Source organism: Micromonospora sp. NPDC048905, assembly GCF_040649655.1.
Classification (GTDB): Bacteria; Actinomycetota; Actinomycetes; order Mycobacteriales; family Micromonosporaceae; genus Micromonospora.
Genome location: NZ_JBEZFV010000006.1, coordinates 392,251 through 415,605 on the forward strand (window position 1 = coordinate 392,251; position 23,355 = coordinate 415,605).

25 protein-coding genes and 1 tRNA gene are annotated in these 23,355 nt (G+C 70.7%); 10 read left to right on the forward strand and 16 right to left on the reverse strand.

Annotated elements, in window-relative coordinates; all coding sequences use genetic code 11:
* The first annotated feature begins 9 nt into the window (after positions 1–9).
* A complete protein-coding gene (locus AB0C01_RS18785) occupies positions 10–906 on the forward strand; it encodes a helix-turn-helix domain-containing GNAT family N-acetyltransferase (protein ID WP_357243689.1) in 897 nt (298 codons plus the stop codon).
* Positions 907–923: 17 nt separating this feature from the next.
* Here the strand turns inward: AB0C01_RS18785 and AB0C01_RS18790 are convergent, their stop codons facing one another.
* From AB0C01_RS18790 to AB0C01_RS18800, 3 genes are read right to left on the reverse strand one after another with little or no spacing between them, the layout of a single operon-like run.
* A complete protein-coding gene (locus AB0C01_RS18790; RefSeq protein WP_357571701.1) occupies positions 924–1,325 on the reverse strand; it encodes a hypothetical protein in 402 nt (133 codons plus the stop codon).
* A gap of 52 nt (positions 1,326–1,377) precedes the next feature.
* Positions 1,378–2,244 carry a class I SAM-dependent methyltransferase gene (locus AB0C01_RS18795; RefSeq protein WP_357571702.1) on the reverse strand — a complete coding sequence of 289 codons (867 nt, stop codon included), beginning with the start codon at positions 2,242–2,244 and terminating at the stop codon, positions 1,378–1,380.
* On the reverse strand, positions 2,244–2,537 hold the full coding sequence (locus AB0C01_RS18800; protein ID WP_357571703.1) for a hypothetical protein: 294 nt from the start codon (positions 2,535–2,537) through the stop codon (positions 2,244–2,246). Before AB0C01_RS18800 ends, AB0C01_RS18795 begins: the two co-directional genes overlap by 1 nt.
* Before the next feature lie 56 nt (positions 2,538–2,593).
* Between AB0C01_RS18800 and AB0C01_RS18805 the strand changes: the two genes are divergently transcribed.
* On the forward strand, positions 2,594–3,238 hold the full coding sequence (locus AB0C01_RS18805) for a TetR/AcrR family transcriptional regulator (RefSeq protein ID WP_357243698.1): 645 nt from the start codon (positions 2,594–2,596) through the stop codon (positions 3,236–3,238).
* Positions 3,239–3,321: 83 nt separating this feature from the next.
* The gene (locus AB0C01_RS18810) at positions 3,322–4,062 is read left to right on the forward strand and encodes a hypothetical protein (protein ID WP_357571704.1); all 741 of its coding nucleotides are present in this window, start codon (positions 3,322–3,324) and stop codon (positions 4,060–4,062) included.
* On the opposite strand, the gene AB0C01_RS18815 is transcribed toward AB0C01_RS18810, so the two are convergent.
* On the reverse strand, positions 4,059–4,931 hold the full coding sequence (locus tag AB0C01_RS18815; protein WP_357571705.1) for a LysR family transcriptional regulator: 873 nt from the start codon (positions 4,929–4,931) through the stop codon (positions 4,059–4,061). The genes AB0C01_RS18810 and AB0C01_RS18815 overlap by 4 nt on opposite strands.
* Before the next feature lie 129 nt (positions 4,932–5,060).
* On the opposite strand from AB0C01_RS18815, the gene AB0C01_RS18820 reads away from it, so the two are divergent.
* From AB0C01_RS18820 to AB0C01_RS18830, 3 genes are all read left to right on the forward strand, one after another.
* Positions 5,061–5,672, forward strand: coding sequence for a dihydrofolate reductase family protein (locus AB0C01_RS18820; RefSeq protein WP_357243706.1), 612 nt, complete (start codon positions 5,061–5,063; stop codon positions 5,670–5,672).
* Positions 5,669–6,616 carry a GNAT family N-acetyltransferase gene (locus AB0C01_RS18825; protein ID WP_357571706.1) on the forward strand — a complete coding sequence of 316 codons (948 nt, stop codon included), beginning with the start codon at positions 5,669–5,671 and terminating at the stop codon, positions 6,614–6,616. The genes AB0C01_RS18820 and AB0C01_RS18825 overlap by 4 nt, the downstream gene beginning before the upstream one ends.
* 72 nt (positions 6,617–6,688) lie before the next feature.
* Complete coding sequence (locus tag AB0C01_RS18830; protein ID WP_357243712.1) at positions 6,689–7,246, forward strand: GNAT family N-acetyltransferase; 558 nt, start codon at positions 6,689–6,691, stop codon at positions 7,244–7,246.
* An 85-nt stretch (positions 7,247–7,331) separates the two neighbouring features.
* Here AB0C01_RS18830 and AB0C01_RS18835 read toward each other — a convergent pair whose 3' ends face one another.
* The 3 genes from AB0C01_RS18835 to AB0C01_RS18845 form a co-directional block, all read right to left on the reverse strand.
* Complete coding sequence (locus AB0C01_RS18835) at positions 7,332–9,239, reverse strand: ABC transporter permease subunit (RefSeq protein ID WP_357571707.1); 1,908 nt, start codon at positions 9,237–9,239, stop codon at positions 7,332–7,334.
* Positions 9,240–9,364: 125 nt separating this feature from the next.
* Positions 9,365–10,795 (reverse strand): extracellular solute-binding protein, encoded by a 1,431-nt coding sequence (locus AB0C01_RS18840; protein WP_357243717.1) that lies wholly within the window; start codon positions 10,793–10,795, stop codon positions 9,365–9,367.
* A gap of 332 nt (positions 10,796–11,127) precedes the next feature.
* Positions 11,128–11,895, reverse strand: coding sequence for an IclR family transcriptional regulator (locus AB0C01_RS18845; RefSeq protein WP_357243720.1), 768 nt, complete (start codon positions 11,893–11,895; stop codon positions 11,128–11,130).
* Positions 11,896–12,352: 457 nt separating this feature from the next.
* On the opposite strand from AB0C01_RS18845, the gene AB0C01_RS18850 reads away from it, so the two are divergent.
* Together AB0C01_RS18850 and AB0C01_RS18855 are read left to right on the forward strand one after the other, a co-directional pair.
* Positions 12,353–12,985, forward strand: a complete 633-nt coding sequence (locus tag AB0C01_RS18850; protein WP_357571708.1) for a DUF3995 domain-containing protein — start codon at positions 12,353–12,355, stop codon at positions 12,983–12,985.
* Positions 12,986–13,108: 123 nt separating this feature from the next.
* A tRNA-Lys gene (locus AB0C01_RS18855) sits at positions 13,109–13,183 on the forward strand.
* A gap of 124 nt (positions 13,184–13,307) precedes the next feature.
* Here the strand turns inward: AB0C01_RS18855 and AB0C01_RS18860 are convergent.
* Positions 13,308–13,808, reverse strand: coding sequence for a cupin domain-containing protein (locus tag AB0C01_RS18860; RefSeq protein ID WP_357571709.1), 501 nt, complete (start codon positions 13,806–13,808; stop codon positions 13,308–13,310).
* A 404-nt stretch (positions 13,809–14,212) separates the two neighbouring features.
* Between AB0C01_RS18860 and AB0C01_RS18865 the strand changes: the two genes are divergently transcribed.
* Positions 14,213–15,295, forward strand: a complete 1,083-nt coding sequence (locus AB0C01_RS18865) for an NAD-dependent epimerase/dehydratase family protein (protein WP_357571710.1) — start codon at positions 14,213–14,215, stop codon at positions 15,293–15,295.
* 9 nt (positions 15,296–15,304) lie between these two features.
* On the opposite strand, the gene AB0C01_RS18870 is transcribed toward AB0C01_RS18865, so the two are convergent.
* From AB0C01_RS18870 to AB0C01_RS18905, 8 genes are all read right to left on the reverse strand, one after another.
* The gene (locus tag AB0C01_RS18870; protein ID WP_357571752.1) at positions 15,305–16,504 is read right to left on the reverse strand and encodes a hypothetical protein; all 1,200 of its coding nucleotides are present in this window, start codon (positions 16,502–16,504) and stop codon (positions 15,305–15,307) included.
* Between the two features lie 86 nt (positions 16,505–16,590).
* Positions 16,591–17,340: a ZIP family zinc transporter gene (locus tag AB0C01_RS18875; RefSeq protein ID WP_357571711.1), complete on the reverse strand. Its 750-nt coding sequence runs from the start codon at positions 17,338–17,340 to the stop codon at positions 16,591–16,593.
* A gap of 54 nt (positions 17,341–17,394) precedes the next feature.
* Positions 17,395–18,585, reverse strand: a complete 1,191-nt coding sequence (locus tag AB0C01_RS18880) for a GNAT family N-acetyltransferase (protein WP_357571712.1) — start codon at positions 18,583–18,585, stop codon at positions 17,395–17,397.
* A gap of 59 nt (positions 18,586–18,644) precedes the next feature.
* On the reverse strand, positions 18,645–19,337 hold the full coding sequence (locus AB0C01_RS18885; protein WP_357243864.1) for a hypothetical protein: 693 nt from the start codon (positions 19,335–19,337) through the stop codon (positions 18,645–18,647).
* The gene (locus AB0C01_RS18890) at positions 19,334–20,179 is read right to left on the reverse strand and encodes an ATP-binding cassette domain-containing protein (protein WP_357243867.1); all 846 of its coding nucleotides are present in this window, start codon (positions 20,177–20,179) and stop codon (positions 19,334–19,336) included. The genes AB0C01_RS18885 and AB0C01_RS18890 overlap by 4 nt, the downstream gene beginning before the upstream one ends.
* The gene (locus AB0C01_RS18895) at positions 20,176–20,514 is read right to left on the reverse strand and encodes a PadR family transcriptional regulator (protein WP_179781709.1); all 339 of its coding nucleotides are present in this window, start codon (positions 20,512–20,514) and stop codon (positions 20,176–20,178) included. Before AB0C01_RS18895 ends, AB0C01_RS18890 begins: the two co-directional genes overlap by 4 nt.
* 103 nt (positions 20,515–20,617) lie before the next feature.
* Positions 20,618–21,337 (reverse strand): protein phosphatase 2C domain-containing protein, encoded by a 720-nt coding sequence (locus AB0C01_RS18900; RefSeq protein ID WP_357243871.1) that lies wholly within the window; start codon positions 21,335–21,337, stop codon positions 20,618–20,620.
* 114 nt (positions 21,338–21,451) lie between these two features.
* Entirely contained in the window at positions 21,452–22,018 is a 567-nt protein-coding gene (locus tag AB0C01_RS18905) for an XRE family transcriptional regulator (RefSeq protein ID WP_357243874.1), read from the reverse strand.
* 56 nt (positions 22,019–22,074) lie between these two features.
* Between AB0C01_RS18905 and AB0C01_RS18910 the strand changes: the two genes are divergently transcribed.
* On the forward strand, positions 22,075–23,340 hold the full coding sequence (locus tag AB0C01_RS18910; RefSeq protein ID WP_357243877.1) for a benzoate/H(+) symporter BenE family transporter: 1,266 nt from the start codon (positions 22,075–22,077) through the stop codon (positions 23,338–23,340).
* Positions 23,341–23,355: the final 15 nt, after the last annotated feature.

Here is a 23,355-nt window from a genome sequence, read left to right on the forward strand (position 1 = left end):
GTCAGACGTATGGACTCCGCGCTCATCGCCGCCGTGCGGCGGTTCAACCGGACGGTCACCCAGCGCGTGGGTGCGCTCGACGACGAGTACATGGCACAGGGGCGACCCCTCGGGCAGGCGCGTGTGCTCTGGGAGATCGGCCCCTCCGGCGCCGAGGTCGCCGCGCTACGGGCCCGGCTCAACCTGGACTCCGGCCACCTCAGCCGGCTCCTGCGCGCTCTGGAGAACGACGGCCTGGTCACCGTGGGACCGGCCGATCAGGCCGGGGGCGACGGCCGGGTCCGCACCGCCACGCTCACCGCCGCCGGTCGTACGGCGTGGGCCGATCTCGACCAGCGGTCGGACGACCTCGCCGCCTCGATCCTCGAACCGCTCACCGAGCACCGTCGGGAACGACTCGTCGCGGCCATGGCGGAGGTCGAACGGCTGCTCATCGGCTCGATGGTCGTCATCGAGGCGTGCCCGCCGAGCGACCCGCGGGCCCGCGCCTGCCTGCGCGCGTACGCCCGGGAGATCGGGCGACGGTTCGACGACGGGTTCGACCCGGAGCTGAGCAACCCGGTCCCGGACGAGGCGCTGGTCCCGCCCGCCGGTGTGCTCCTGCTCGCCACCCTCAACGCCGAACCGATCGGCTGCGGCGCGGTCAAACTCCTCCCGGACGGCCAGGCCGAGCTCAAACGCGTCTGGGTGGCCGACGCCGTGCGCGGGCTCGGCATCGGCTGGCGGCTGCTGGGCGAGTTGGAGCGGTACGCCGCGGAGCGTGGCGCGACGGCCGTCCGGCTGGACACCAACCGCAACCTCACCGAGGCGATCGCCATGTACCGCGCGGCCGGTTATGTGGAGATCGAGCCGTACAACACCGAGCACTACGCCCACCACTGGTTCGGCAAGCGGTTGGAGCGGTGAGGGCCGCATCGGGACTACTACAGCCGCTCGAAGCTCTCCATGCCGGCGAGTTTCAGCACCTCGGTACGGGTCGCCGGGCACTCCTGCCGGGTCTGGTCGTCGATCTGACGGCCGGTCGGCACGGGACCCTGCAACTCGTACCAGGAATAGAGATTCACGGTGAGGTTGGCCATCGCGCCCGTCTCGGACCCGATGCCCTTCAGGGTCGGCAACTGGCCGTCCAGGTAGGCGCACACCGCCTTCGCCGACACCGGCGTGGAGTCGCCCTGCGGAGCGGATCCGGCCGCGCTGGACGCGGCGGCGGTTGCGGTGGGGTTGTTCGGCGCCGCAGCCCCGGGACCGGGCGTGTCGGTGTCGGTGCACGCCGTCGCGGCTAGGACAACGCAGACGACCGGCGCGAGCAAACGGATCGTTCTCATCGGGTTTCGTCCTGACGTGGTTGTTGGTGGGTAGCGACTGCGGGATGGGTTGTCAGTCCTCGACGGAGTTCGCGGCGACGAGCCAGAGGCCGGCGGGCAGCCGGTAGCCGCCGCCGGGCGCACGGAAACGGTCGAGCAGCCGGGCGGCCCCCGCCCGAGCCGATGCCTGCCCAGCCGGCGGAGCCGCCCGGTACGCGGCACCGGCCGGGCCGACCTCGACAAGCCATTCGGCCACCGCGTCGGCGTCGTCCGGAGTTTCCAGGGCGACGTCGCACGGTGTGATCGTGACGGCGGTGAAGCCGGCCTCGGTGAGGATCCGGTCGAGCCGCGCCGGGTCCGCGAACGCGAACGGACCGGGCTCGTCACCGACCGGGAGCGGTGGCAACGGTCCGAGATGCGGTGCGGCGCCGAGCATCGCCGCGGACAGCCACGGATTGACGCCGCTGTCGCGGAAGACGGTCGCGGCGAGGCGCCCTCCCGGGCGCAGTGATCGCCGGATCGCGCGACAGCCGGCCACCGGGTCCGCCAACAGCATCAGGGTCATTCGTGAGTACGCCGCGTCGAACGGAGCACCCGGCACGACATCGAGAGTCTCGATGTCGGCCACGTGGAACTGGATGCCCGGGTGCCGGTCGGTGGGGAACCGGCGTCGAGCGGCGGTCACCATCGTCTCGTCGATGTCGACACCTGTCGCCGCGCCGGCCGCGCCGACCGCGGCGGCGATCTCGGCCGTGGTGCCGCCGCAGCCGCAGCCCACATCGAGGATCCGTTCGGCGGGTCGTGCGGCCAGTCGATCCAGGGCCGCCGCTCCCAGCGGTCGACCGGTCTCGTCCTGCCGATCCGCGTGCCGAATCCAGCCAGCCGCCGCTCCCGCCCAGAAAGCGGCGCTGCGGGCCCGCAGGCTGGCGGTGTCGGCCATCAGAACGGCATCTCGGCGCCGTCGACGCTCATCGAGCGGAAGTGCGCCGCCTTCGTCGGGTCGAAGCCGTCCTCCTGTGCCGCCAGGCCAGCAGCCCGGACCAGTCGTTCGGACTGGAACCGACGGAATGCCGCCTCGTCCTGCCAGACGTTGATGATCCGCCAGCCGTCCTCGGTCGCCCCGGCGACATGGGCGAGCAGACCCGGCGGTCGATCCGGTCCAAGGTGTCGCTCCACCTGCCGGTATTCCGCCTCGCTGACGCCGGGCATCTCTTGCAACACACCGAACGGCATGGCCACCACCTCTCGATAGAGTGAGACTCTATCCAATAGAGCACTACACTCGAAGCGTGGTTGTCAAGAGACGTTACGAGTCTTCTCGCCGACAGGAGCAGGCCCGACAGACCCGGCGAGCGATCCTCGAAGCGGCCGGCCGGCTGTTCGTCGACCCGGGCTACGCGGCCACACCGCTGACCGCTGTCGCCGTGGAAGCCGGCGTCGCGGTCCAGACCCTGTACGCGGTGTTCGGCAGCAAGCGGCACCTGCTCTCCCAGTTGGTCGACGTCACCCTGGCCGGCGACGACGAACCGGTGGCCCTGCCGGACCGGCCCTTCGTCGCCGAGATCCGCGCACTCGCCGACCCCCGGGCCAAGCTCGTCCGCTACGCCCGCCACCTGGCCGAGGTCAACGCCCGGCAGGCCCAGGTGATGCTCGCGCTGGCCGGCGCGGCCACGGCCGACCCAGACGTCGCCGAGATCTGGCGCAAGAACGTCGACGACCGCCGCCGCGGCATGGCCATGTTCGCCGCCGAACTCGTCGGCACCGGAGGCGTACGCCCTGACCTGGGCGTCGATCAGGTGGCCGACATCCTCTGGTTGGCCCAGGACGTCCGCAACTTCGACTGGCTCGTCCGGCAACGCGGATGGGAGATCGAGCAGTACCAGCGGTGGTATGTGGACACCGTCGGCGGGGCGATCCTCGCCAGCGTCGAATAACAGGCGGCCGCCGACAATTGCGACGCTGCGGCATCCCGTCCACAGGGCGTAAGACATTGCCGGGCATCGCTACGGTCGGAGGAGTGGCAGAGGAGGCTGGTCCCGGTCAGTGGCGAGATCGTGCCCTGGGGTTCGGCGCCGCTCTGGCCGTCGCCGCTGTCTGCGGGGTGTCGTCCCTCGGCCTGCTGTTTCTCGGCGCGTATCTGGACGGGGTAATACTTCTCGGTGCCATCCTGCGCCTGATCGGGATCCAAGTCGCCTACGCCGGAGTGATGCTCTGCGCCTTCTGCCTTCTCGTCTCCCTGCTGGGCGCGGACCTGTTCGCAAAACTGTTCCTCGTACGCGACAAGGCCATTACTCCCGAGGTCGAGCGTGAGCTGACGGCGATGCGGGAAGCGCCCGCCACGGTGCCGATCACCGCCGGGCACGGGGTGCTGCGGATCCTCGCCGTCAAGCCCCTGTTGTGGCTCGACCCCGATGCCTACGGCGACGACACCACCCCGGTCGTCGTCGTCGACGAGGTCGAGCATCGGTTGCCCGGCTGGGACCCGTACGACATCGTGGCCCTCGCCGGGACCGTCGAGGTGGCGACCTGGCTGCCGCTGCGCATCGGCCGGTCCGGGCGGCAGGTCGACGGCTCCTTCTCGGTCGCGGAGGGGCAGGTCACCGCTGTGGTGTATCGGCCGTCGTCGCTTCCCGAACTCCCCGGAACGTTGGCGACGGTGGCCCGCGAGGTGGAGGGGGACCTGTCACTGTCCCGCTTGAGCTGGGTGACCGCCCTGCTCATCGGGCTCGGCTTCGTGGTGTGGCTGGCCTTCAGCTAACTGAGGCGTTGTGCGGTGTCGGCGAACGAGCGGATGAGTTCCGTCTCATTGTCGGTGCGCCAGATCAGCCCCCACCGGCCCGGCGGGGCGTCACGGATCGGCACGTACGCGATGTCCGGGCGCGCGTAGTAGCGGGCGGCCTGGGCATGGACCGGCGAGACGGCTTCGCCGGTGACGAGGATGGGGATCATCTCCTGGAAGTTGGAGACGGACGGGCCGATGCGGATCAGACGCCCGCTGGGTGTGCGCAGGGGCACCAGGATCTCCCGCCAGTAGTCCGGCCGGGCACCGCCCATCACCGTCACGTCTGCCAGGTCCTCGTAGCAGACCGACTCCCGCGTGGCGAGCGGGTGGCTCGCGCCGACCGCCAGCACGATGGGTTCGGTGTAGATGACCGGCCCGACGGTGAGGTCCGGCTCCCTGACGGGCAACCACACGATCTGTACGTCGATGTCGCCGGCGCGCAGCTGACCGAAGGGGTCGCCGAAGTCGACGTGCCGCAGTTGCACCTCGCACTCGGGGTGGCCCTGCGCGAACGCGGTGAACAGCTCGCGGAAGTCGTGGAGGTTGACGGCGATCGACCCGACCCGCAGCACCCCAGTCTTGCCGCGGGCGGCGAGCCTGGCCCGGTCCATCCCCTCGCACAGTCCCCGGTACATGGGCTGGATGTCGTCGAAGAGCCGTTGCCCGATCGGTGTCAGCGCCACGCGTCGGTTGTTCCGCTCGAACAGGGCGGCGCCGATTCGCCGTTCCTGCTTCTTGATCGCCTGGCTGACCCGGGCCTGGGTCACGTGCAGTCGTTGCGCGGTGCGGGTGAAATGCAGCTCCTCCGCCAGGGTGAGGAAGATTTCGACGTCCCGGAGCTCCACCGCTGATCCCGTTCGTGAATTAGTGAAGGGTTATGGCACGTTACCAGATGTGATCTTGTGGACGGGCCGGTCAACGCGCACGCTGATCTGCGTCGGAGCGAGGAACACGCCTCAGCCAAGGAGATGCTCGTGCGCAAGCTCGTCTACTACATCGCCGCCACCCTGGACGGCTTCATCGCCGGTCCCGACGGTGCCGACCCCACCGGACCGGACGGATTCTGGCCCGTCCCGGACGACTACCTGCACCACCTCGTCGCCGAGTATCCGGAGACCCTGCCCGGCCCGGCCCGGCAGGCGTTCGGCATCACCGACGAGGGCAGCCGGTTCGACACCGTCCTGGAGGGGCGGCACTCCTACGAGGTGGGTCTGCGGGCCGGCGTGACCGACGCGTACCCGCACCTGCGCCACCTGGTGTTCTCCCGCACGCTTGGCGACAGCCCGGACCCGGCCGTCGAGGTCCTGGCCACCGACCCCATCGCCACGGTACGAGAGCTGAAGCGGCACGACGGCAAGGACGTCTGGGTGATCGGCGGCGGCGCCCTGGCCGGTGCCCTCTACCCCGAGATCGACCAGTTGATCGTCAAGCTGGCCCCGTTGACCATCGGCGCCGGTATCCCGCTCTTCGGTCGCGACGCCGTCTTCGCACCGCGTACCTGGCGTCTGACCGACCACACCGTCCTGGACAGCGGCGCGCTGTTCCTCACCTACACCCACGCCCAGACCGGAAACGAGTCCGCATGAGCACAACCCCCGCCACCGTCACGATCCGTCCCATCACCGGGCCGGACGAGGTGGCGCTGTTCAACCGTCTGCCGTACACCATCAACCACGAACTCGCCGACGACCTGGCCGCGCACCGCCGCCGACCGGAGTGGATGTGGGTGGCGCTGGACGGGGATCGCCTGCTCGCCAGGGTGGCCTGGTGGGGCCGCGGCGACGACGGCAGCCCGCTGCTCCTGGACATCCTCGACGTCGACGACGGCGCCGACGACCTGACCGAGGTGGCACGGACGCTGTACGAGACGGCCGCGAAGCAGGTCCTGCCAGCGGGTGCCAACCCACCGGAGTACGGCCGCTTCATCCCGGCGAACTGGCGCGAGGACCCGGACGCGTACCGGGCGGTGCGCACGAGGATGAGCGTCCTGGAGAGCACCGGCGCACGCCTGACCGTCGAACGACTGCGCCTTCAGTGGCAGCCCGACGGCGGTCTGCCCGCGCCCGATCCGCGTCTGGCCTTCCGTTCGGCTCTCGACACCGACGAGCTGATCGCCCTGATGACCCGCGCCCTGGACGGCACCCTGGATGCGCACAGCCGTACCGACCTGGCGCGGATGTCGCCGCACGAGGCTGCCGTCAAGCACTACGAGGAGGAACTCGCCACGTACTCCAGCCCTCGCGAATGGTGGCGGATCGGCACGGTGGGTGAGGACGGTGAGCCGGCCGGGTTCGTCATCCCGGCGCGCAACGCCTACCACCCGGTGATCGCCTATCTCGGCGTCGTACCCGAACACCGGGGGCACGGGTACGTCGACGGCCTCCTCGCCGAAGGCACCCGAATCCTCGCCGCCGAGGACGTCCCCCGCATCCGCGCCGCCACCGACCTGGGCAACGTGCCCATGGCGGCCGCGTTCACCCGCGCCGGCTATGTCAACTTCGAACGGGCCATCAACATGGCCTGGCAGTGAGTGGCGGCCATGCGGCCCCGGGCGGGATAAAGGTCTTCGACGACCCGGGGACCGGGCTCTACGCTCCGCACCATGTTCCCACCAGTGACGATCACCTCGGGTGGTCTGGAGATTCGTGAGTTCGGGCCGCAGGACGCCGCCCAGGTGGCGGCGCTCGTGGCGGCCGGCGACCGGACGGCGCTGCCGCCAGGCTCACCGCAAACCGTCACGGATGTGAACGAGTGGCTGACCGGGACGGTGCGCCGACGAATGGACGGCGAGGGGCTGCTCCTGGCTCTCGTGGACGCGGCCGATGGTGAGATCGTCGGCAGCATTGGGCTGCGGGACATCGACTGGAAGGCCGGACGCGGCGAAATCGGCTACGGGGTACGGGCCAGTCGTCGCGGCCGAGGCCATGCGACCACGGCGGGCCGCGTGGTCGGTCGATGGGCGCTCACCGACGGCGGCATGCGACGTGTCCAGTTGCGCGCCCGGCTCGACAACACTGCGTCCCTGCGGGTCGCGGAGAAGGCCGGATACCAGCGCGAGGGCACCCTACGGCTGGCCGACTGGGATGGCGAGAAGGCGCATGACCTGGCCGTTTTCTCGATGATCGCGACAGATGTCGAACCGGCCGACGCCACTGCCTGACCCGATGCCGACGGGGCACGTCGTTGGTTCCCGATGCCGGGCCGCTGGTGCCCGATCGACACCAGCGGCCCGTCGGTCCGCTCGATCAGCCCTTCACCGCGCCGGCGGTGAGCCCTTCGGTGAGGAAGCGTTGCCCGAAGGCGTACATGATCACCACGGGGATGCTGACGAGCAGCGACGCGGCGGCGAGCTGTCCTTGCGGCACCACGTCTCCGGCGATCATCGACTGCATCCCCACGGGGAGCGTCTTGTACTCGTCCTTCGTGATGAACACGAAGGCGAAGAGGAACTCGTTCCAGGCATTGGTCAGGGTGAAGAGCGCGACCGCCAGCAACCCTGGCTTGGCCAGCGGCAGCACCACCCGGCCGAACGCCTGGACGCGGGTGCAGCCGTCCACGAGCGCGGCCTCCTCCAACTCGATGGGGATCGACGAGAAGTAGCCCACCAGCAGCCAGGTGGCGAACGGAAGCGTGAAGGTCGGGTACGTCAGCACCAGGGACCACAGCGAGTCGGTGAGCCGCACGCCGATGAGCATCTGGTACAGCGGGATGAACAGCAGCGCGCCCGGCATCACATAGGTGAGCAGCACCGTGACGGTGAAGCCCTGCGCCCCCCGGAACCGCAGCCGAGCCAGCGCGTACCCCGCCAGTGCGGCGCAGACAAGTGCCACCGCGGTGGACGCCACGGACACCAGCAGGGTGTTGAGGTACCAGCGGCCGAACGGCTGGTTGTCGAACAGGGCGCCGAACTGCTCGAGCGTCCACGGCGTCGGCCACAAATCGTCGGTACGCATGACGACCTGGCCCTCGGACTTGAAGGCCGTGACGGCGATCCAGTACAGCGGACCCAGCACGAAGAAGAGCAACCCGGCCAGCGCGACCCAGGAACCCAGGCCCGACACCACTGACGACGACCGGCGACCGCCTCGGGACTGGAGGGTCGAGACCACCCGGCCGACCGCCGCAGCGATCAGCAGGATCACCCCGAGGACCACCGCCGCCTTCCAGAAGATCTTCGGTGACGCCCAGGCCAGCAGACCGGTGACCAGCGCGGCGACGACCCACGGCAGGGCCTTGCGCGCCGTCGGAGCCCACCGTTGTGTCCCGATCCACCGCGCTGTCCGGCGTCGGCGGGGCAGCTTGATGTTGGTGTCCTGGCGCAGCAACCGGACCAGGACGAACACCAGCCCGCCGATGATCGGCAGCATGACGAGCGTGACCGCCGCACCCGCGCCGTACTGGAGTTGCAGGATCGCCTTCGAGTAGGCGACGAGCACGTACGGCGCGGTCACGTCGCCCGGGCCACCCTGCGTCAGCAACCAGACGAGGTCGAAGTTGTTGAACGTCCAGATCGACGACAGGGTCACCGTCACCGTGATCACGTGGCGCAGTCCGGGCAGCGTCACGTTTCGGAACCGCTGCCACGCCGAGGCGCCGTCGATGGTCGCCGCCTCGTACAGGTCCGCCGGGATCGCCTTCAACCCCGCCAGGAAACAGACGGTGAAGAACGGCACCCCCTTCCAGACGTTGACGAGGATGACCGACGGCATGGCCAGCGACGGGTCGGACAACCAGCCCGCCGGCCAGCTGTCGACCAGGTGCGCGCTGGCCAGCAGCGGCCCGATCCCCGAGGCGGTGAGCAGAATGTTGACGCTGCCGAAGATCGGGTCGAGCAGCGCGCGCCAACTGAACGCCGTCACCACCGTCGGCACCACCCACGGCAGCAGGAGCAGCCCGGCGAGCACGGCCCGCCCGCGGCGTCGATGGTGCAGCAGCAGGGCCGCGGCCAACCCCAGCACGACCTTGAAGACCTCGGCATACGCGGTGAAGACGAACGAGTTCACCACGCCGGTGTGGAACTGCTCGTCGCCGGCGAGGGCGAGGTAGTTGTCCAGGCCGACGAACACGGAGTCCTGCCCGTGCCGTTCCGTGGTGCTGGTGATGATCGACCGGACGATCGGCACGAGAACGAGACCGCCGACCAGTACGGCCATGGGTGCCAGGAACAGCGCACCCAGCCGCCAGTCACGACCCAGCCGCCGCTGGGTCGCGGTGAGAGAGCCGGATCCCGGCGGCCGGGTATTCGTCGCCGCCGGGACCCGCGCAGGACGGACCGACCTCACTGCGGCAGCCCCTGCTGGTTGAAGATCTGCACCATCTTCGCGTGGGCGGCCGTCACGGCCTGCGCCGGCGCCGCTCCCTGCACGACCTGCTGCATCATGTCGGTGAGGACGTAGGCCGACCCCACCGCCTGCTGGCCCGCGCTGGCCTTCTGCGGGAAGGCCAGGCCGTTCTTCGTGTTCAGCGGCAGCTTCAGTTCGGTGATCCTGCGCAGCATGGGGAACGCCGGGTCGCCGCTCGTGAAGAACGGGTCGGCATCCCAGACCTTCTGCCAGGCGGGCATCACCAGGCCGGGCGCTTCCTTCGCCACCCCGAGCAGCGCGGGAGCGCTGACCAGGTACTGCGCCAGGAGCTTGGCGAGCGCCGGATTCTTGGCACCCTTGAACACGACGAAGCCCTGCGACTGGCCGAGCAGCAGCGGATTGTCGGTCGCCGGCCCGATGCAGTCGGAGAACACGTGGGTGTTCGCGTGCACCGGGTTCTTCTTGGTCCGGGAGTCCGCGTAGACGCTGAACTGGTTGCGGGTGTAACCGAGGACCCCGGCGAGCCAGTTCTCGTTGTTGCTGGTGTCGGTCCAGCTGGCCACCCCGGGCGGCAACATCGGCTTGTACTTGGCATTGGTGTAGATGTCGCCCAGGAAGGTGACTGCCTGCACTGTCTCGGGGGAGTCGAACGTGACCTTCCGGCCGTCATTGGCGGCGATCGACCCGCCGTAGGCGTTGATCAGTGCCTCGATCATGCCGTTGCCGTCACCGGACCGGTTCACCGTCATGCCCCAGCCGAACCGGCGCTTGGCCGGATCGGAGATCTCCAGGCACAGGTCTCGCAGCTCCTCCCAGCTGTAGATGTCCTTGGGGGAGATGCCCTTGTCCTGCATCCAGTCCTTGCGCAGGAACGACCCGATCCCGATGAAGTGGTACGGGATGGCGAACCACTTGCCGTCGAAGACGCAGAAGTTCTTGGCCTCGGCGCAGGGTTCGCCGTACTTCGCGGTCAGCGCCTGGACGACGTCCGTCACGTCCTCCAGGTCGCCCAGCGCCTGGAACTGCGCGACGAACCGGGAGTCGGTCATGAACGCCAGGTCACGGGCGACTCCACCCTTGACCTCGGCATCGATCTTGGCCACCACGTCGCCGGCGTCGGCCTGGACCAGACTGTTCTCGATCTTCGTACCGGTGCTGTCGGCGAACTTCTTGATCGAGCTGTCGAGAGCTTCGTTCGCCGCCGTCGAATACAACTTCTGCGACAGCATCCCCATCGAGGAGCCCTTCATCGCCGCCGCGGCGTCGATCAGCTCCTGCGGCACTTCCGGCTGCACCTTGCTTGGTGACTCGGAGGTGCCTCCACAGGCGGCCAGGCCGGCCGCGCCGAGCACCCCCACCCCCATCCCGAGAAAGCCGCGCCGGGACCACGCCGGGTTGTCCTGCATGGACGTTCGCCTCCTTCGTTTCGGCACCGCCGGACGCCGAAGGAGCTCATGGCGAACAGTGCGATGCTCGTGCTCCAAGGTGTGTCTCTGGTCGGCGACCGCGGGAGAGATGTCGCATGCCGCTCGCCGGGTGACGCGCCGAAGTGGAGGTGATCGGCGACCGGGCCGAGGAGGTGGCGCTGACGTTCACGTTCGGCCGGGCCACGGGACCACCACCGTTCGAGATTTCGAACTGAGTTCGAGATACCGCATCGAGTGGTCGCGACGCTAGAGCAGGATTGTGACGAGTGTCAATGTTTCGATGGTGTTTCGAACCGAAAGCGCGAGGCTGGCTATCGAGGCTGAGCCCGGTAGCCCATCCGGGCGGACAGCGCGGCGGCACCCTCACGAACCAGCCCGGTCCACCGCACGTGCGCCTGGGGCGTCCAGCGGATGATCGGCGCGGACAGGCTCATCCCGGCGATGGTCGTACCGGAATGATCTCGGATGGCCGCGGCGACGCAGCGCATGGCGCTGTCCGACTCGCCGACGTCGACCGCGACGCTCTCCGCCCGGACCTGGTCGAGGTGGGCGCGCAGGCGGTCCGGGTCGGTGATGCTGTCCGGCGTCATGCCCGGCAGGTCACCCTTCAGGACTTCGTCCAGAGCCGCCTGGTCGAGGCCCGACAGCAGGATCTTGCCGACCGCGGTGCAGTGCGCCGGCAGCCGCCGCCCGACCGCGGAGACCATCCGGACCGGGTGCGTGCTGTCGAACTTGACGAGGTAGATGACATTGGCGCCGTCGAGCACGGCCACGTGGACCGCCTCGTCGCACGCGGCGGCCACGTCCCGCGCGACGCACTGCGCCTCGCGGACCAGGTCAAGACGGCCGGAGAACGCCGCGCCGAGCTGAAAAAGCGGCATGCCGAGCCGATACTGCACCGGCTGGCCCGGGACGGAGATCAGGTACGAGCGGGCCTCCAGCGTGACGAGCAGTTCGTGGACGGTGGTGCGGGGCAGGTCGAGCCGCTCCATCACCTGGCGGGCCGACAGTTGGGGATGGTCCAGGAACAGTTCGAGGATGTCGAGTGCGCGGATGACCGCCGATACCACACGGGGCATGTCGATAGTCCCTTCGAAATGCCGGACTCGTGTCAACGCGCCGCACGCGGACGAGCACCTGACGAGGATAACTGCGTCAGCCCCGGCACGGGACGCGGCGACGAGTGTGCTGCCCGCCACCGACGGCGCGTGACTCCTGGCCGGAAGGCGTACGCCGCCAACCGGCCCGGCCCAGCTACCTCGGTGGATGGAAGCCACACCATCTGGCCCCGGCAGACGCGGGCTGCCGAGACCTCGGCCCCGGCCGCCGACCGGTCATGAGAGACCGGTCCGACAGGTCGCCGCCCTGCTGGCGGTGGAGCGGATCGACCGGCACCACGATGAGTGACGTTCTCCGTATGCTCGGTGATCGAATCACGATGAGCGCATCTGCGGTGATCGATCATGCTGCCCGTTGTCGGAGCCACGAGGATGAAAGCGCGGACGGAAGGTCGGTACCTGGTCGATGACTCAGTTGATGGCTGGCACTGAGACTCCTACTCGCCGTAGACCGGTCTGGGCGGGTTACGCCGCCGCGATCTGGGCACTGCTGTTCGCCATCCGCGGCATCTACTGGGCCCTCGGCGGCAGCGTCGGACTCGCGACCCTCTCCGAGGGGATCAAGGACCTGCACGCGCAGGGCGACCGGATGCTCTTCGCGGCTCTGTGGATGACAGTGGTGCTGGAGCTGTTCGGCGTCGTTCTGGGTCTGGCGCTCGTGCGTCCGTTCGGCCTGGTGTTTCCGCAGTGGGTGCCGGTGGTGGCGAAGCGGCGGGTGCCGAACTGGCTGCTGCTCGTACCCAGCTCGGGCGCCTCTGCTCTGCTGCTGGCGCACGGCGGCACGTTCGTCGGCTTCGGACTGAGCGCCCTGATCAAGGGCGAGACGATGACCACCGAACTCCGCTGGTACGCGATGTTCTGGGGTCCCTGGTTCATGCTCGGAGGAGTTCTGTTCGGTGCTGCGGCGCTCGCCTACCTGCGGTGGACTTCGGACCGACGCTCGTGGCGACGCCGGATCGGGGTCGCCACCAGTGTGGTTGCCTTCGTCGGCGGTCTGGTGGCTGCCGCCGCGCCGTTCATCGTCACCTGGCTGGCGTCCGGCAGCGAGTAGGCCTAACCTCAGCCGCCGGTCAGCACCGCTCAAGAGTCGTGGCGGGCGTAGATCAGCATCGCTCGTCAGGGCGGGGGCGGACATCAACCCGGGCGCAGGTGGTCGGGTAGCCTGAGGCGCAGAGGGCCGTTAGCTCAATGGCAGAGCTGAGGACTTTTAATCCTTAGGTTCTGGGTTCGAGTCCCAGGCGGCCTACCACGGGGAAGGCGCAGGCCGTCCAGCGAGGGGTCCCAGCCGCGCACAGGCGGCTCGGACCCCTTCCGCAGTCAGTACGACGGCTGCTTCCCGGCTCGATATCGTCAGAGCGCCGGCGGTTGGCTGGTCACAGGAACTCGCTGCGGTAGGCCGAGGCCAGCTCGACGGAGCGGCGGCGGCGTTCGGCGAGTTCGTCCGGTGAGAGCTGCGGCGGCGGTCCGTCCTTGCCCGCGACGACGTCGCCGATGCGGGTGAAGTACTCGTCCTGCCCGGCCGGGGTGCACATACAGAGCATGTGGGCCGGCGCGCCGGAGGTGTTGCGGAAGTTGTGCGGCGCGTTGGCCGGGATGTTGATCGTGGAGCCGGCCCGCACGACGTGCTTCTCGCCGCGGAAGGTGAACTCGATCTCGCCCTCGAGGATCGTGAACATCTCCTCGAAGTCGTGCCGGTGCGGCGGCGGGCCGCCGCCGTCGGGGATGCGCATGTCGATCAGGCAGTACGCGCCGTTGGTCTGCTCGCCCGTGATCAACATGCCGTAGGTGTTGCCCACCAGGGAGATGTAGGTCGTGTCGGGATCGTCGGGGTTCGCCACGGTCAGCGAGCGGGTGGGATCGTCGTCGGGAATCATCGTCGTCGTCTCCTGGGGTGTGTGCGGACGGTTGGTTCGATCGGCGTGGCGACGGCGCGTCCTCCGGAGGTAGGTCGGCAGCTGCTCGTCTGATCCTCGTGGAGAGCAGCGCCACCTCGCGTGCTTTCCGGTCCAGTGCGGCGAGCGACGCGTCGGCGGGGTAGCGCTCGCCCTTGATCGACTCGGGATGCCGGAAACCGGGCTGTCCTGCCCGCGGTGACACCGCGACTTTCCGGAAGCCGAGTGGATCAAGCCGCGTGGGGCCGTGGATCAAACCGCGTGGGGCCGTGGATCAAGCCGCGGGGCCGCCGGCGAGGCGCGGATCGGGAGCTCGTCGCCCGCGCGGCCGTCCGCGAGGGCGGCGTGGGCGATTGAGCGGCCGCTGGGCGGGTACGGGGTCGAGCATGCGGATCGTGGTGGTGGGTGCGAGCGGCAATGTCGGTACGGCGGTGCTGCGGCGTCTGCGCCAGGAGCGGGACGTGGAACTGGCCGGGGTGGTCCGGCGGTTGCCCGGCCCGGATGCCGGTGAGCCGTACGACCAGGTCCAATGGCACTCCTGCGACATTGGTGCGCCGGGCGCGGCGGAGCAGCTCGCCGAGGTGTTCGCGGGTGCGGACGCGGTGGTGCACCTGGCCTGGCAGATCCAGCCCAGCCACGATCAGCGGGTGCTGCGGCGGACCAACGTCGAGGGCAGCCAGGCGGTGTTCGACGCGGTGATCCGGGCCGGTGTGCCGGCGTTGGTGTACGCCTCGTCGGTCGGCACCTACGCCCCGGGTCCGAAGGACCACCCGATCAGTGAGCGGTGGCCGGCCACCGGGGTGCCCGGCTCGTCGTACAGCGAGCACAAGGCCGAGGTGGAGGCGGTGCTGAACCGGATCGAGCGTGATCACCCGACGTTGCGGGTGGTGCGGATGCGACCCGGGCTGATCTTCCAGCGGGCCGCCGGTGCGGAGATCACCCGCTACTTTCTCGGCCCGCTGGCGCCGGTGCGGCTGTTGCGGTTCGGCCGGATCCCGCTGGTCCCGACGAACCGCCGGTTGCGGATGCAGGCGGTGCACGCCGACGACGTGGCCGACGCGTACGCCCGGGCGGTCATGAGTGATGTGCGCGGCGCTTTCAACGTCGCCGCGGACCCGGTGCTCACCCCGGAGCTGGTGGCCCGGCACTTCCACGGTTGGACGGTGCCGGTCGCCGCGCCGGTGCTGCGGGCAGCGGCGGCGCTGACCTGGCGGGCGCGCCTGCAACCGGTGGACGCGGGCTGGGTGGAGCTGGGTCTGAACGCCCCGCTGATGTCCAGCGAGCGCGCGGAGACCGAGCTGGGCTGGCAGCCCAAGATCAGTGCGCTGACGGCGCTCAAGGAACTCTTCGCCGGGATGGCCGACGGCGACCACACGCCGAGCCCACCGATGTCCGGCGCACGGGACCTGCCCGGCCGCCCCGCCGCTCTCCTGCACGCCCGCCCGCCCGGCGAGGGGAACCCCTACTGACCCCCTCGGTCAGGAGAGCTTGGAGTTGGTCACCGTGGGGTTCTGGGCGCCCAGGAAGAAGATGCCGGGAAAGCCTCGGGTCTCGAACTGTCCGCTGGGATTGCGGCGCAGGGTCGAGCTTTCGATCCTCATCGTGCCCGTGCGGTTGTTGCTGACGAAGAAGACCGCGCCGCCGCCCTCGTTGGCCTTGTTGTTCTCGATGATCGTGCCGGCGATCCGTACGGTGAACTCGTTGCCGTCGCAGTAGATCGCGCCGCCGCTGCCGCCGCCGGGCGTGCCGGACTTGGCCGGGTTGGCGCCGCTGCCGATCGCCTCGTTGTGGCTGAGCACGCTGTTCAGCACCACCCAGGAGACGCCGATGCTGCTCAACGCGCCCCCGTTCGAGCAGGAGCCACCCTGGCCGGACGCGCCGCCGAAGGTGCTGCTCACGACGTACACCGGCTTGTTCTCGAACTGGCTGAGCACCCGGATGGCCGCGCCGCCCAGGTCGGGGCCGGTGCGGTCGCAGCGGTTGCGGACGAAGCGCGAGTTGACCACCTTGAACCGCCCGCCGCGAACGAAGATCGCCCCACCGCCGCCGCCCTCGGCCTTCTCGCCTGTGGAGTTGCCGTCGGCGAAGGTGAGGTTCTGCACGGTGAGCTGCGGGTGGTCCTGGTTCTGGCAGTGCGAGGTGGTGAAGCCCTGGGCCTCGTCGCAGGTGTTCATATAGAGGATGCGGCGTTGCCCCTGGCCGCTCAGGGTGACCTTGCCGCCGCCGTCCAGCACGATCTTCGGCCCGTTGGCGTTGCGGACCTTCGCGGTGGCGGTCATCTTGATCGTCACCGGGGCGGGTCCGCAGTTGAACGTGATGACACCGCCGGCAGCGACGGCCTTCACGACCGCCGCGGAGGTGCAGCTCGCCGGGGTGCCGGTGCCGATGGTCCGGGTCGGCTTCGAGGTGTCCACCGCCCGTGCCTCGGCCGGCACGGTGGCCCTGCCGTTCGGGTTGCCGGCCGCGAGCACCTTCGCGGCGGGTTTCGGGCTCGCGCTGGCCCCTGGGCCGCCGAGACCGTCGCGGGTCTGCGGTGCCTGGGTCGGGGCCGTGGTTGGCGTGGCCACCGGCGAGGCGGACGCGCCGGGTTCGAAGGCGGGGGCCGGCTCGGTGGGCGCGCAGGCGGGCAGGGTCGCGGTGGCGACACCGAGGACGAGCAGAGCGGCAAGCGACATCATGCGCACCAGGTGATGCTAGGAGTCGCACCGGCGTCGCGACGAATCCACCGTGCGGGATTAATGCCTGGTTAAGGCGGGGCCGGCGGTCAGGCGTGGGAGAGAGCGAACGCGGTCAGGAAACCGGCGACCGTGATGAGACCGACAAGCAGGTGGGCGTTCTCGAACGCCTCCGGGACCATGGTGTCGGTGATCATGGCGAGGATCGCCCCGGCCGCCAGCGCCGTGATTCCGGCCAGCACCTCCGGCGGCGCACCGCCCAGCAACGTGTTGCCGAGCAGTGCGGCCACCCCGCTGATCAGGGCGATCCCGACCCAGAGGAGGAAGACGTACCGCCGGGACCGGCCGGCCTGGCGCATGCCGGCCGCGCTGGACAGCCCCTCCGGAACGTTGCTGAGGAAGACCGCCGCCACCGTGACCAGGCTGACCGTGCCACCGCCGAGCAGGCTCGCGCCGATCACCACGGATTCTGGTACGCCGTCCAGCAGCGCGCCCACCGCGATCGCCGACCCCGAGCCGGGCTGCTCGCCCTCGGAGGGCTGCTGGTCGCCGGAGCGCTTCCGGTGCCGCGCGCCGTGCCGGGCGAGGGCCAGGTTGGCCAGGGTGTAGACAAGCGCACCGCCGCCCGCGCCGAGCGCGGTGGGCAGCAGCCCGCCCTGCGCGTGTGCCTCGGCGATCAGCTCGAACGACACGGCGGAGAGCAGCACCCCCGCCCCGAACGCCATGATCGACGCGATGACGCGCTGCGGCACCCGGGCGAACCAACCGACCGCCGCCCCGACCAGCAGCGCCGATCCGGCCAGCAGCCCCCACCCACCCGCCTGTAACCACTCCGGCATTCGCGGGACGGTACCCACGCTCGCCGGGGCGACAAACCCGGTTGTGAGGAAGGCTCAGAAGTCGGCGAAGACGTACGGCACCCGGCGCGGGAAGATGCTGCGCAGCTCCGCGGCGGCGTCCACCGGCACCACACCCAGGTCCCGCAACGGCAGCTCGGCAGGATCCAGCACCCCGTACGCCAGGGCGGAGAGCCCGGCCGCCGTGAGGGTGGCGGACGGCGCGCGGCCGGCGGTGTCGGCGGTCAGCTCCAGGGCGCCGCTGGTGCCGTCCAGCAGATGGGTGCCGGCCAGCCAGCGGTCCCCGGTCAGCTCGACCCGCACCCGACCGGGGCCGGCCGGCAGCCCGCGCAACGCGTCAAGCGACAACAGCCGGGCCATCGGGGCGGACGAACCCGGCACGGCTGTCCGTGCCTCGACGTGCACGTCCAGGTCGGTCAACCACAGCTCGGGCAGCTCGTCCGGCGGAACCTGGACGGTGATCCGCTCGACCTGGTCGACGTGCCGGGCGAAGAACTGCAACAGCAACATGCGCGCGAGCGGATCGCTGACCAGCAGCTCGTTGCCGTGCAGTGTGCCGCCGTGCTCGTCGATCCGGTAGGTCACCGCGCCGGTGACCTCACCGTCGACGCGGGCGGTGAGCAGCCAGTACTCGTCCCGGTCGCGCATCCCGTCCGCCCGGTAGTCCGGGAAGAGCGCGAAACCGTGCCGCTCCCGCAGGCAGCGCTCGGTGAACGCGCGCCACGCCGGATAGCCGACGCCGATGCGTTCCCAACTCACCTCACCGGGCAGGTCCGCGCGCAGCAGCGAGCCCAGGTGGTCTGGGGCGAAGGTGGCCCTGCGCGCCTTGGGTAACCCGACGTAGCCGAACCGGGCGTAGAAGCTGGGCCGGAACGGGTAGAGCGCGCTGAGGGAGTGCCCCTCGTCGCGTACCTCGTCGAGGAGTTGGTGCAGCAGCGCCCGCACGTGCCCCTGCCGGCGGGCCAACGGGTGGGTGGCGACCCCGGCGACGCCCGCCATCGGCAACACCGCCCCGCGCAGGTTCTGTCGCATCGGGATGGACGAGGCGGCGGCCAGGGTGACGCCGTCCTCCTCGGTGATCAAAGTCCGGTTGCCCTGGTTGTAGGCCAGGTAGTCGCGGAACTCCTCGGTCCGGGCGGCACCAAGCGGCGACGACTCGAAGGCGTACGCGGCCAGCGGGAAGCTGGTGGTGAGACGCTCGTCGGCGGTCACTCGGCGGATGGTCATCCGCCCATCTCAACCTGCCGTGCTGGTCGGAGCAACCGGATTGGCGGTATCCACGCCGGTCATCCGACCGGGAGGTGCCGCAGGTGTCGGCGGCGACGCAGGCGGACGCTGACCACGGCGGCCACACCGACGACCAGCAGGGCGGTGACGACGAGCCCGTGCAGCACACCACGGGAGAGGTAACCCTGGTCGGTGTGGTCCACCGCCCAGGTGGCGATCTCCCGGGTCGACCAGAACGGCGTCAACTTCGCCCCGGAGCCGGCCGGGTCGATCAACATCTGCACCGTGACCACGGTGAGCAGCAGCAGCGTCCCCTCCATCTCGCGGGGCAGCAGCGCGCCGATCAGCATCCCGAACGGCGCCGCCACCGCGACGGAGCAGAGCAGCGCGGCGGCCAGGCCGCCGTACCGCAGGTCCGCGCCGTCGATCATGGGGAGCAGGAAGAACGGTACGGAGATGATCAGCCCCACCGTCCACAGGCCGAGCACCCGGCCGAGGTAGAGGTGGTGTGGACGGTAACCGGCCAGTCGCAGTCTCGGCTCCAGCTCCCGAGCCGCGGTGGTGGCGAACAGCGCGGCGGTGCTCACCGCCCAACCGACGCCGAGAAGCAGCGACCGGACCGACTGCCCGAGGTAGGCGTCCCGCCGGATCAGGTAGAAGGTCAACGGCATCAACAACAACAACAGGAGTACGCCCCGACGCCGCAGCAACTCCCGCAGGGTCATCTCGGCGACGACGACGAGCCGGTTCACCGGTGGCCTCCCTGGACAGTGGGCGCCTGCCACCCGGTCACCTGTGCCGGGGTCAGGTCGAGCACGATGTCCACCCGGTCGAGGTGGTTGAGCAGGTGGGTCACCACGACGATCGCCGCGCCGGCGTCGCGCAGTCGGCTGAGCTGGTCCCAGAAGTTGACGTAGGTGCCCTGGTCGAAGCCCTGGTACGGCTCGTCGAGCAGCAGCACGTCCGGGGCGCTGAGGGTGGACATGGTCAGGTTGAGCTTCTGCCGGGTGCCGCCGGACAGGTGGCGGGCCTGCACGTCCCCGCCCGCCTCCCAACCGAGCTGCCGAGCCGCCGCCCGACCGGCCCGGCGGGCCGGCCCTCGGGCCACGCCCTGACCTGCGCCGACCAGCACGAAGTGCTCGTCGGCGAGCAGAAAGTCGGCGGTGCCGCCGGACTGTGGGCAGTAGCCGAGCCGCCCGGAGACGGTCACCGCACCGGCGTCGGGTGACATCAGCCCGGCGCAGATCCGCAGGAAGGTGCTCTTGCCGCAGCCGTTCGCGCCGACGACGGCGGCGATCTGTCCGGCCCGGACGGTGAGTGTGGCGTCGCGCAGCACCGTTCGCCGCCCGTACCGCTTGGTGATGCCCTCCGCGTGCAGCCGGACCGGCCCGGGACGCGGTCCGGGCGCGGTGCCGATGCTCTCCACGACCGCGCCCGCGTACTGCTGGGGTGGACCGAAGACGACCCAGGGGTCGCCACCACCCTCGCGCAGGTGCGTGGCCGCCTCGGCGACCACGTGCCGGGCGGCGTCCGCCGCGACCCGGCGCTGGTGCAGCTCGGCGGTGAGCGTGCGCAGCCAATCGTCGGCGTTCACCGGGTGACCCCCTTCGTGACGATGTCGTTCACCGGCTGGACGAAGGTGAGCCAGGCGCTGCCGCCCGCGCGGAGTGCCGCGTACCCGTCGTCGGTGAGCCGGTAGTACTTACGGGCCGGCCCGGCGCTGCCCTCCCGCCACTGGGCGGTCACCAGGCCGGTCTTCTGTAGGCGCAGCAGCACGGGATAGAGCGTGCCGCCCTGGATGGGCCCGACGCCCGCGGCGTCGAGCGCCTGGGCGAGCTGGTAGCCGTAGGACTCGCGGTCGGACAGCAGGGCCAGCACGCAGATGTCGAGCACCCCCCGCAGCCACTGCCCGCGCCGGTCGGAATCCACGCGTCGGACAGTAGCGGCGCAACCTAGATGGCACAACCACCTACTGCGGCCGGCGGAACCCGAACCGCTTGGTTCGGGCGAGCCGCCGGGGGAGCCGTGCCGGTCAGCGGGCGACGACGTCGGAGACCACGACCGTCACGTTGTCCGGTGCGCCAGCGTGGTGGGCGAGCTTGACCAACTGCTCACCACACTGCTGGCGGTCGGCGTACATGCCCAGCGCCGCCGCGATGGCGTCGTCCTCGACGTAGTCGGAGAGCCCATCGCTGCACAGCAGCAGCCGGTCGCCGGGGGTCACGGTGAGCACCCCGATCGCGGGTGGGGTGTCGGCACCCTGCACGGCCCGGGTCACCAGGGACCGCTGTGGGTGGTGGCGGGCCTGCTCCGGGGCGAGGGTGCCCTGGTCGACCAGGGCCTGGACGAACGTGTCGTCCCGGGTGAGCTGGGTCAGTTCGCCGTCGCGCAAGAGGTAGCAGCGGGAGTCGCCGACCTGGGCCAGGACCAGCGTCTCGCCGGCCAGCAGCGCCGCGGTGAGCGTGGTGCCCATCCCGTCGCGGCTCGGGTCGACGGTGATGGCGGCGTGGATGCGCTGGTTGGCGGTGCTGACCACGGCACGCAGGGCGTCGGCGGCACCGTCGGGATCTGTGGGCGGGGCCAGCTCGTCCAGGATCCGGATCACGATCTCGCTCGCCACCTCGCCCGCGGGCAGCCCGCCCATGCCGTCGGCGACGGCGATCAGGCGGTCACCGGCGAGGGCGGAGTCCTCGTTGTTGGTGCGGACCAGGCCGATGTCGTTGAGGATGACCGAGCGGAGGATCAGCGTCATGGGTCAAGCTTGCCAAGAACACCCCGCCTTCGTCTCTACGGCTCCTGCGTGCGTCGAGAAATGATTGCGATTTTCGTCGACGGACCCGACGGAGCGTGACCGGTCGGCCGGGCCTCAGTGCCGCGGGTAGCGCAGCAGGAGGCTGGCGGCGACCTCCTCGTCACCCACCGCCGCGTAGCTGTGTGGCACGTCGGACACCCAGCGGAGGTGACCGCCGGCCGGCGCGGTCAGCGGCGCGTCGGCCGGGCCGGCGCGCAGCACCCCGGCGAAGACGGTGATGTGCTCGGTGACCCCCGGCTGGTGGGCGGGGGAGAGTTGCGCCGGGCCGGGCGCGACCCGCATCCGGTACAGCTCGTAGGTCGCGTCGGTGTCCGCGAACACCTCCAGCAGGGTGGCGGTGACCGCGGTGCCCTGCGCGGTGGGGCCGGCCCCGGCGGTCGGCTCGGCCAGCAGGGCGGTGAACGGTACGCCGAGTTGCGCGGTGACCGCCCAGAGCGTCTCCAGGGTCGGGTTGCGGGTGCCGCGCTCCAGGCCGGAGAGGGTGGCCTTTCCGACGCCGGCGAGCCGGGCCAGTGTGGACAGTGAGATTCCCCGCTCCTCGCGCAGGGCACGGACCCGGCGGCCGACGACGGCGGGATCCACGTCGAGGCCCGGACGGCGGGCTGGTGGTGGCTGCGGCACCCGGCTATCGTGCTACACACTGTCGTTCCGTAAACGGAACACCCCGGGAGGGTGGCATGGCCGGACGCGTCCAACCGGTGTTGGCCGGCGTGGTGACCGCCCTGGTCGGCTTCGCCAGCTCGTTCACCGTCGTGCTGGCCGGGCTCCGCGCGGCCGGCGCGTCGGACGCGCAGGCCGCCTCCGGCCTGCTCGCCCTCTGCGTGGCGTGCGGGCTCTCCGCCGCCTGGCTGGGCTGGCGGCACCGGATACCGATGAGCGTGGCCTGGTCCACACCGGGCGCGGCGCTGCTGGTGGCCACCGGAGCACCGCCGGGCGGTTGGCCGGTCGCGGTGGGCGCCTTCCTCGTCTCCGGTGTGCTGGTCGTGGCGGCCGGGCTGTTTCCGCCACTCGGCCGTGCGGTGGCCGCCATCCCCAAGCCGGTGGCCGGCGCGATGCTCGCCGGGGTGCTGCTCCCGTTGTGCACCGCCCCGGTCCGCGCACTCGTGGAACTGCCGGTGGTGGCGGGTCCGGTGGTGGTCGGCTGGCTGCTGCTGCACCGGTTCGCCCGCCGCTGGGCGGTGCCCGGCGCGTTGCTGGTGGCGGTGGTCGCGATCGCGCTCACCGCGCCGCCGACCGGCCTGACCGGTGCCTCGCTGGCCCCGTCGATCACCGTGACCGTGCCGGCCTGGGACGCGTCCGCGCTTGTCGGCCTCGCCCTACCGCTGTTCCTGGTCACCATGGCCGCGCAGAACGTGCCCGGCATGGCGGTGCTGGTCGGCTACGGCTACCGGCCGCCGTTCGGCGCCGCGCTGCGGGCCACCGGCCTGGCCAGCCTGCTCGCCGCACCGGCCGGCGGGCACGCGGTGAACCTCGCGGCGATCACCGCCGCGCTGGCCGCCGGCCCGGACGCCCATCCGGACCCGGAGCGACGATGGGTCGCCTCGGTCACCGCCGGTGCCGGCCTGGCCCTGCTCGGTCTGGGCGCTGGCGTGGCGACCGCGCTGGTCGCGGTCGCCCCGCCGATCCTCATCGAGGCGGTCGCCGGGCTGGCCCTACTGGGTGCCCTCGCCACCGCGCTCGCCGCGGCGGTGACCGACCCGGCGACCCGGGAGGCCGCCGTGGTCACCTTCGTGGTGACCGCCTCCGGGGTCACCCTGATCGGCGTGGGCGGGGCGTTCTGGGGTCTGATCGCGGGCTGTCTGATGCTGCTGCTCTTCCACCGCCGCCCACCCGCGCCGCCCGCGCCGGACCAGCCGGCCCCCGCCGCGCCGGACCAGCCGGCCCTCAGCGCGTCGGACCAGCCGGCCCCCGCCGTGCCGGGAAGATCCACTCGGGTGTCCTGAAGTCGGGCGGTCCGG

Bases quoted from the DNA above. Each gene is read 5' to 3' on its own strand.
- AB0C01_RS18785 (WP_357243689.1), top strand. From the start codon at position 10: ATGGACTCCGCGCTCATCGCCGCCGTGCGGCGGTTCAACCGGACGGTC.
- AB0C01_RS18790 (WP_357571701.1), bottom strand. From the start codon at position 1,325: ATGAGAACGATCCGTTTGCTCGCGCCGGTCGTCTGCGTTGTCCTAGCC.
- AB0C01_RS18795 (WP_357571702.1), bottom strand. From the start codon at position 2,244: ATGGCCGACACCGCCAGCCTGCGGGCCCGCAGCGCCGCTTTCTGGGCG.
- AB0C01_RS18800 (WP_357571703.1), bottom strand. From the start codon at position 2,537: ATGCCGTTCGGTGTGTTGCAAGAGATGCCCGGCGTCAGCGAGGCGGAA.
- AB0C01_RS18825 (WP_357571706.1), top strand. From the start codon at position 5,669: ATGAGCACAACCCCCGCCACCGTCACGATCCGTCCCATCACCGGGCCG.
- AB0C01_RS18830 (WP_357243712.1), top strand. From the start codon at position 6,689: ATGTTCCCACCAGTGACGATCACCTCGGGTGGTCTGGAGATTCGTGAG.
- AB0C01_RS18835 (WP_357571707.1), bottom strand. From the start codon at position 9,239: ATGGCCGTACTGGTCGGCGGTCTCGTTCTCGTGCCGATCGTCCGGTCG.
- AB0C01_RS18840 (WP_357243717.1), bottom strand. From the start codon at position 10,795: ATGCAGGACAACCCGGCGTGGTCCCGGCGCGGCTTTCTCGGGATGGGG.
- AB0C01_RS18845 (WP_357243720.1), bottom strand. From the start codon at position 11,895: ATGCCCCGTGTGGTATCGGCGGTCATCCGCGCACTCGACATCCTCGAA.
- AB0C01_RS18850 (WP_357571708.1), top strand. From the start codon at position 12,353: ATGGCTGGCACTGAGACTCCTACTCGCCGTAGACCGGTCTGGGCGGGT.
- AB0C01_RS18860 (WP_357571709.1), bottom strand. From the start codon at position 13,808: ATGATTCCCGACGACGATCCCACCCGCTCGCTGACCGTGGCGAACCCC.
- AB0C01_RS18865 (WP_357571710.1), top strand. From the start codon at position 14,213: ATGCGGATCGTGGTGGTGGGTGCGAGCGGCAATGTCGGTACGGCGGTG.
- AB0C01_RS18870 (WP_357571752.1), bottom strand. From the start codon at position 16,504: ATGATGTCGCTTGCCGCTCTGCTCGTCCTCGGTGTCGCCACCGCGACC.
- AB0C01_RS18875 (WP_357571711.1), bottom strand. From the start codon at position 17,340: ATGCCGGAGTGGTTACAGGCGGGTGGGTGGGGGCTGCTGGCCGGATCG.
- AB0C01_RS18880 (WP_357571712.1), bottom strand. From the start codon at position 18,585: ATGACCATCCGCCGAGTGACCGCCGACGAGCGTCTCACCACCAGCTTC.
- AB0C01_RS18900 (WP_357243871.1), bottom strand. From the start codon at position 21,337: ATGACGCTGATCCTCCGCTCGGTCATCCTCAACGACATCGGCCTGGTC.
- AB0C01_RS18910 (WP_357243877.1), top strand. From the start codon at position 22,075: ATGGCCGGACGCGTCCAACCGGTGTTGGCCGGCGTGGTGACCGCCCTG.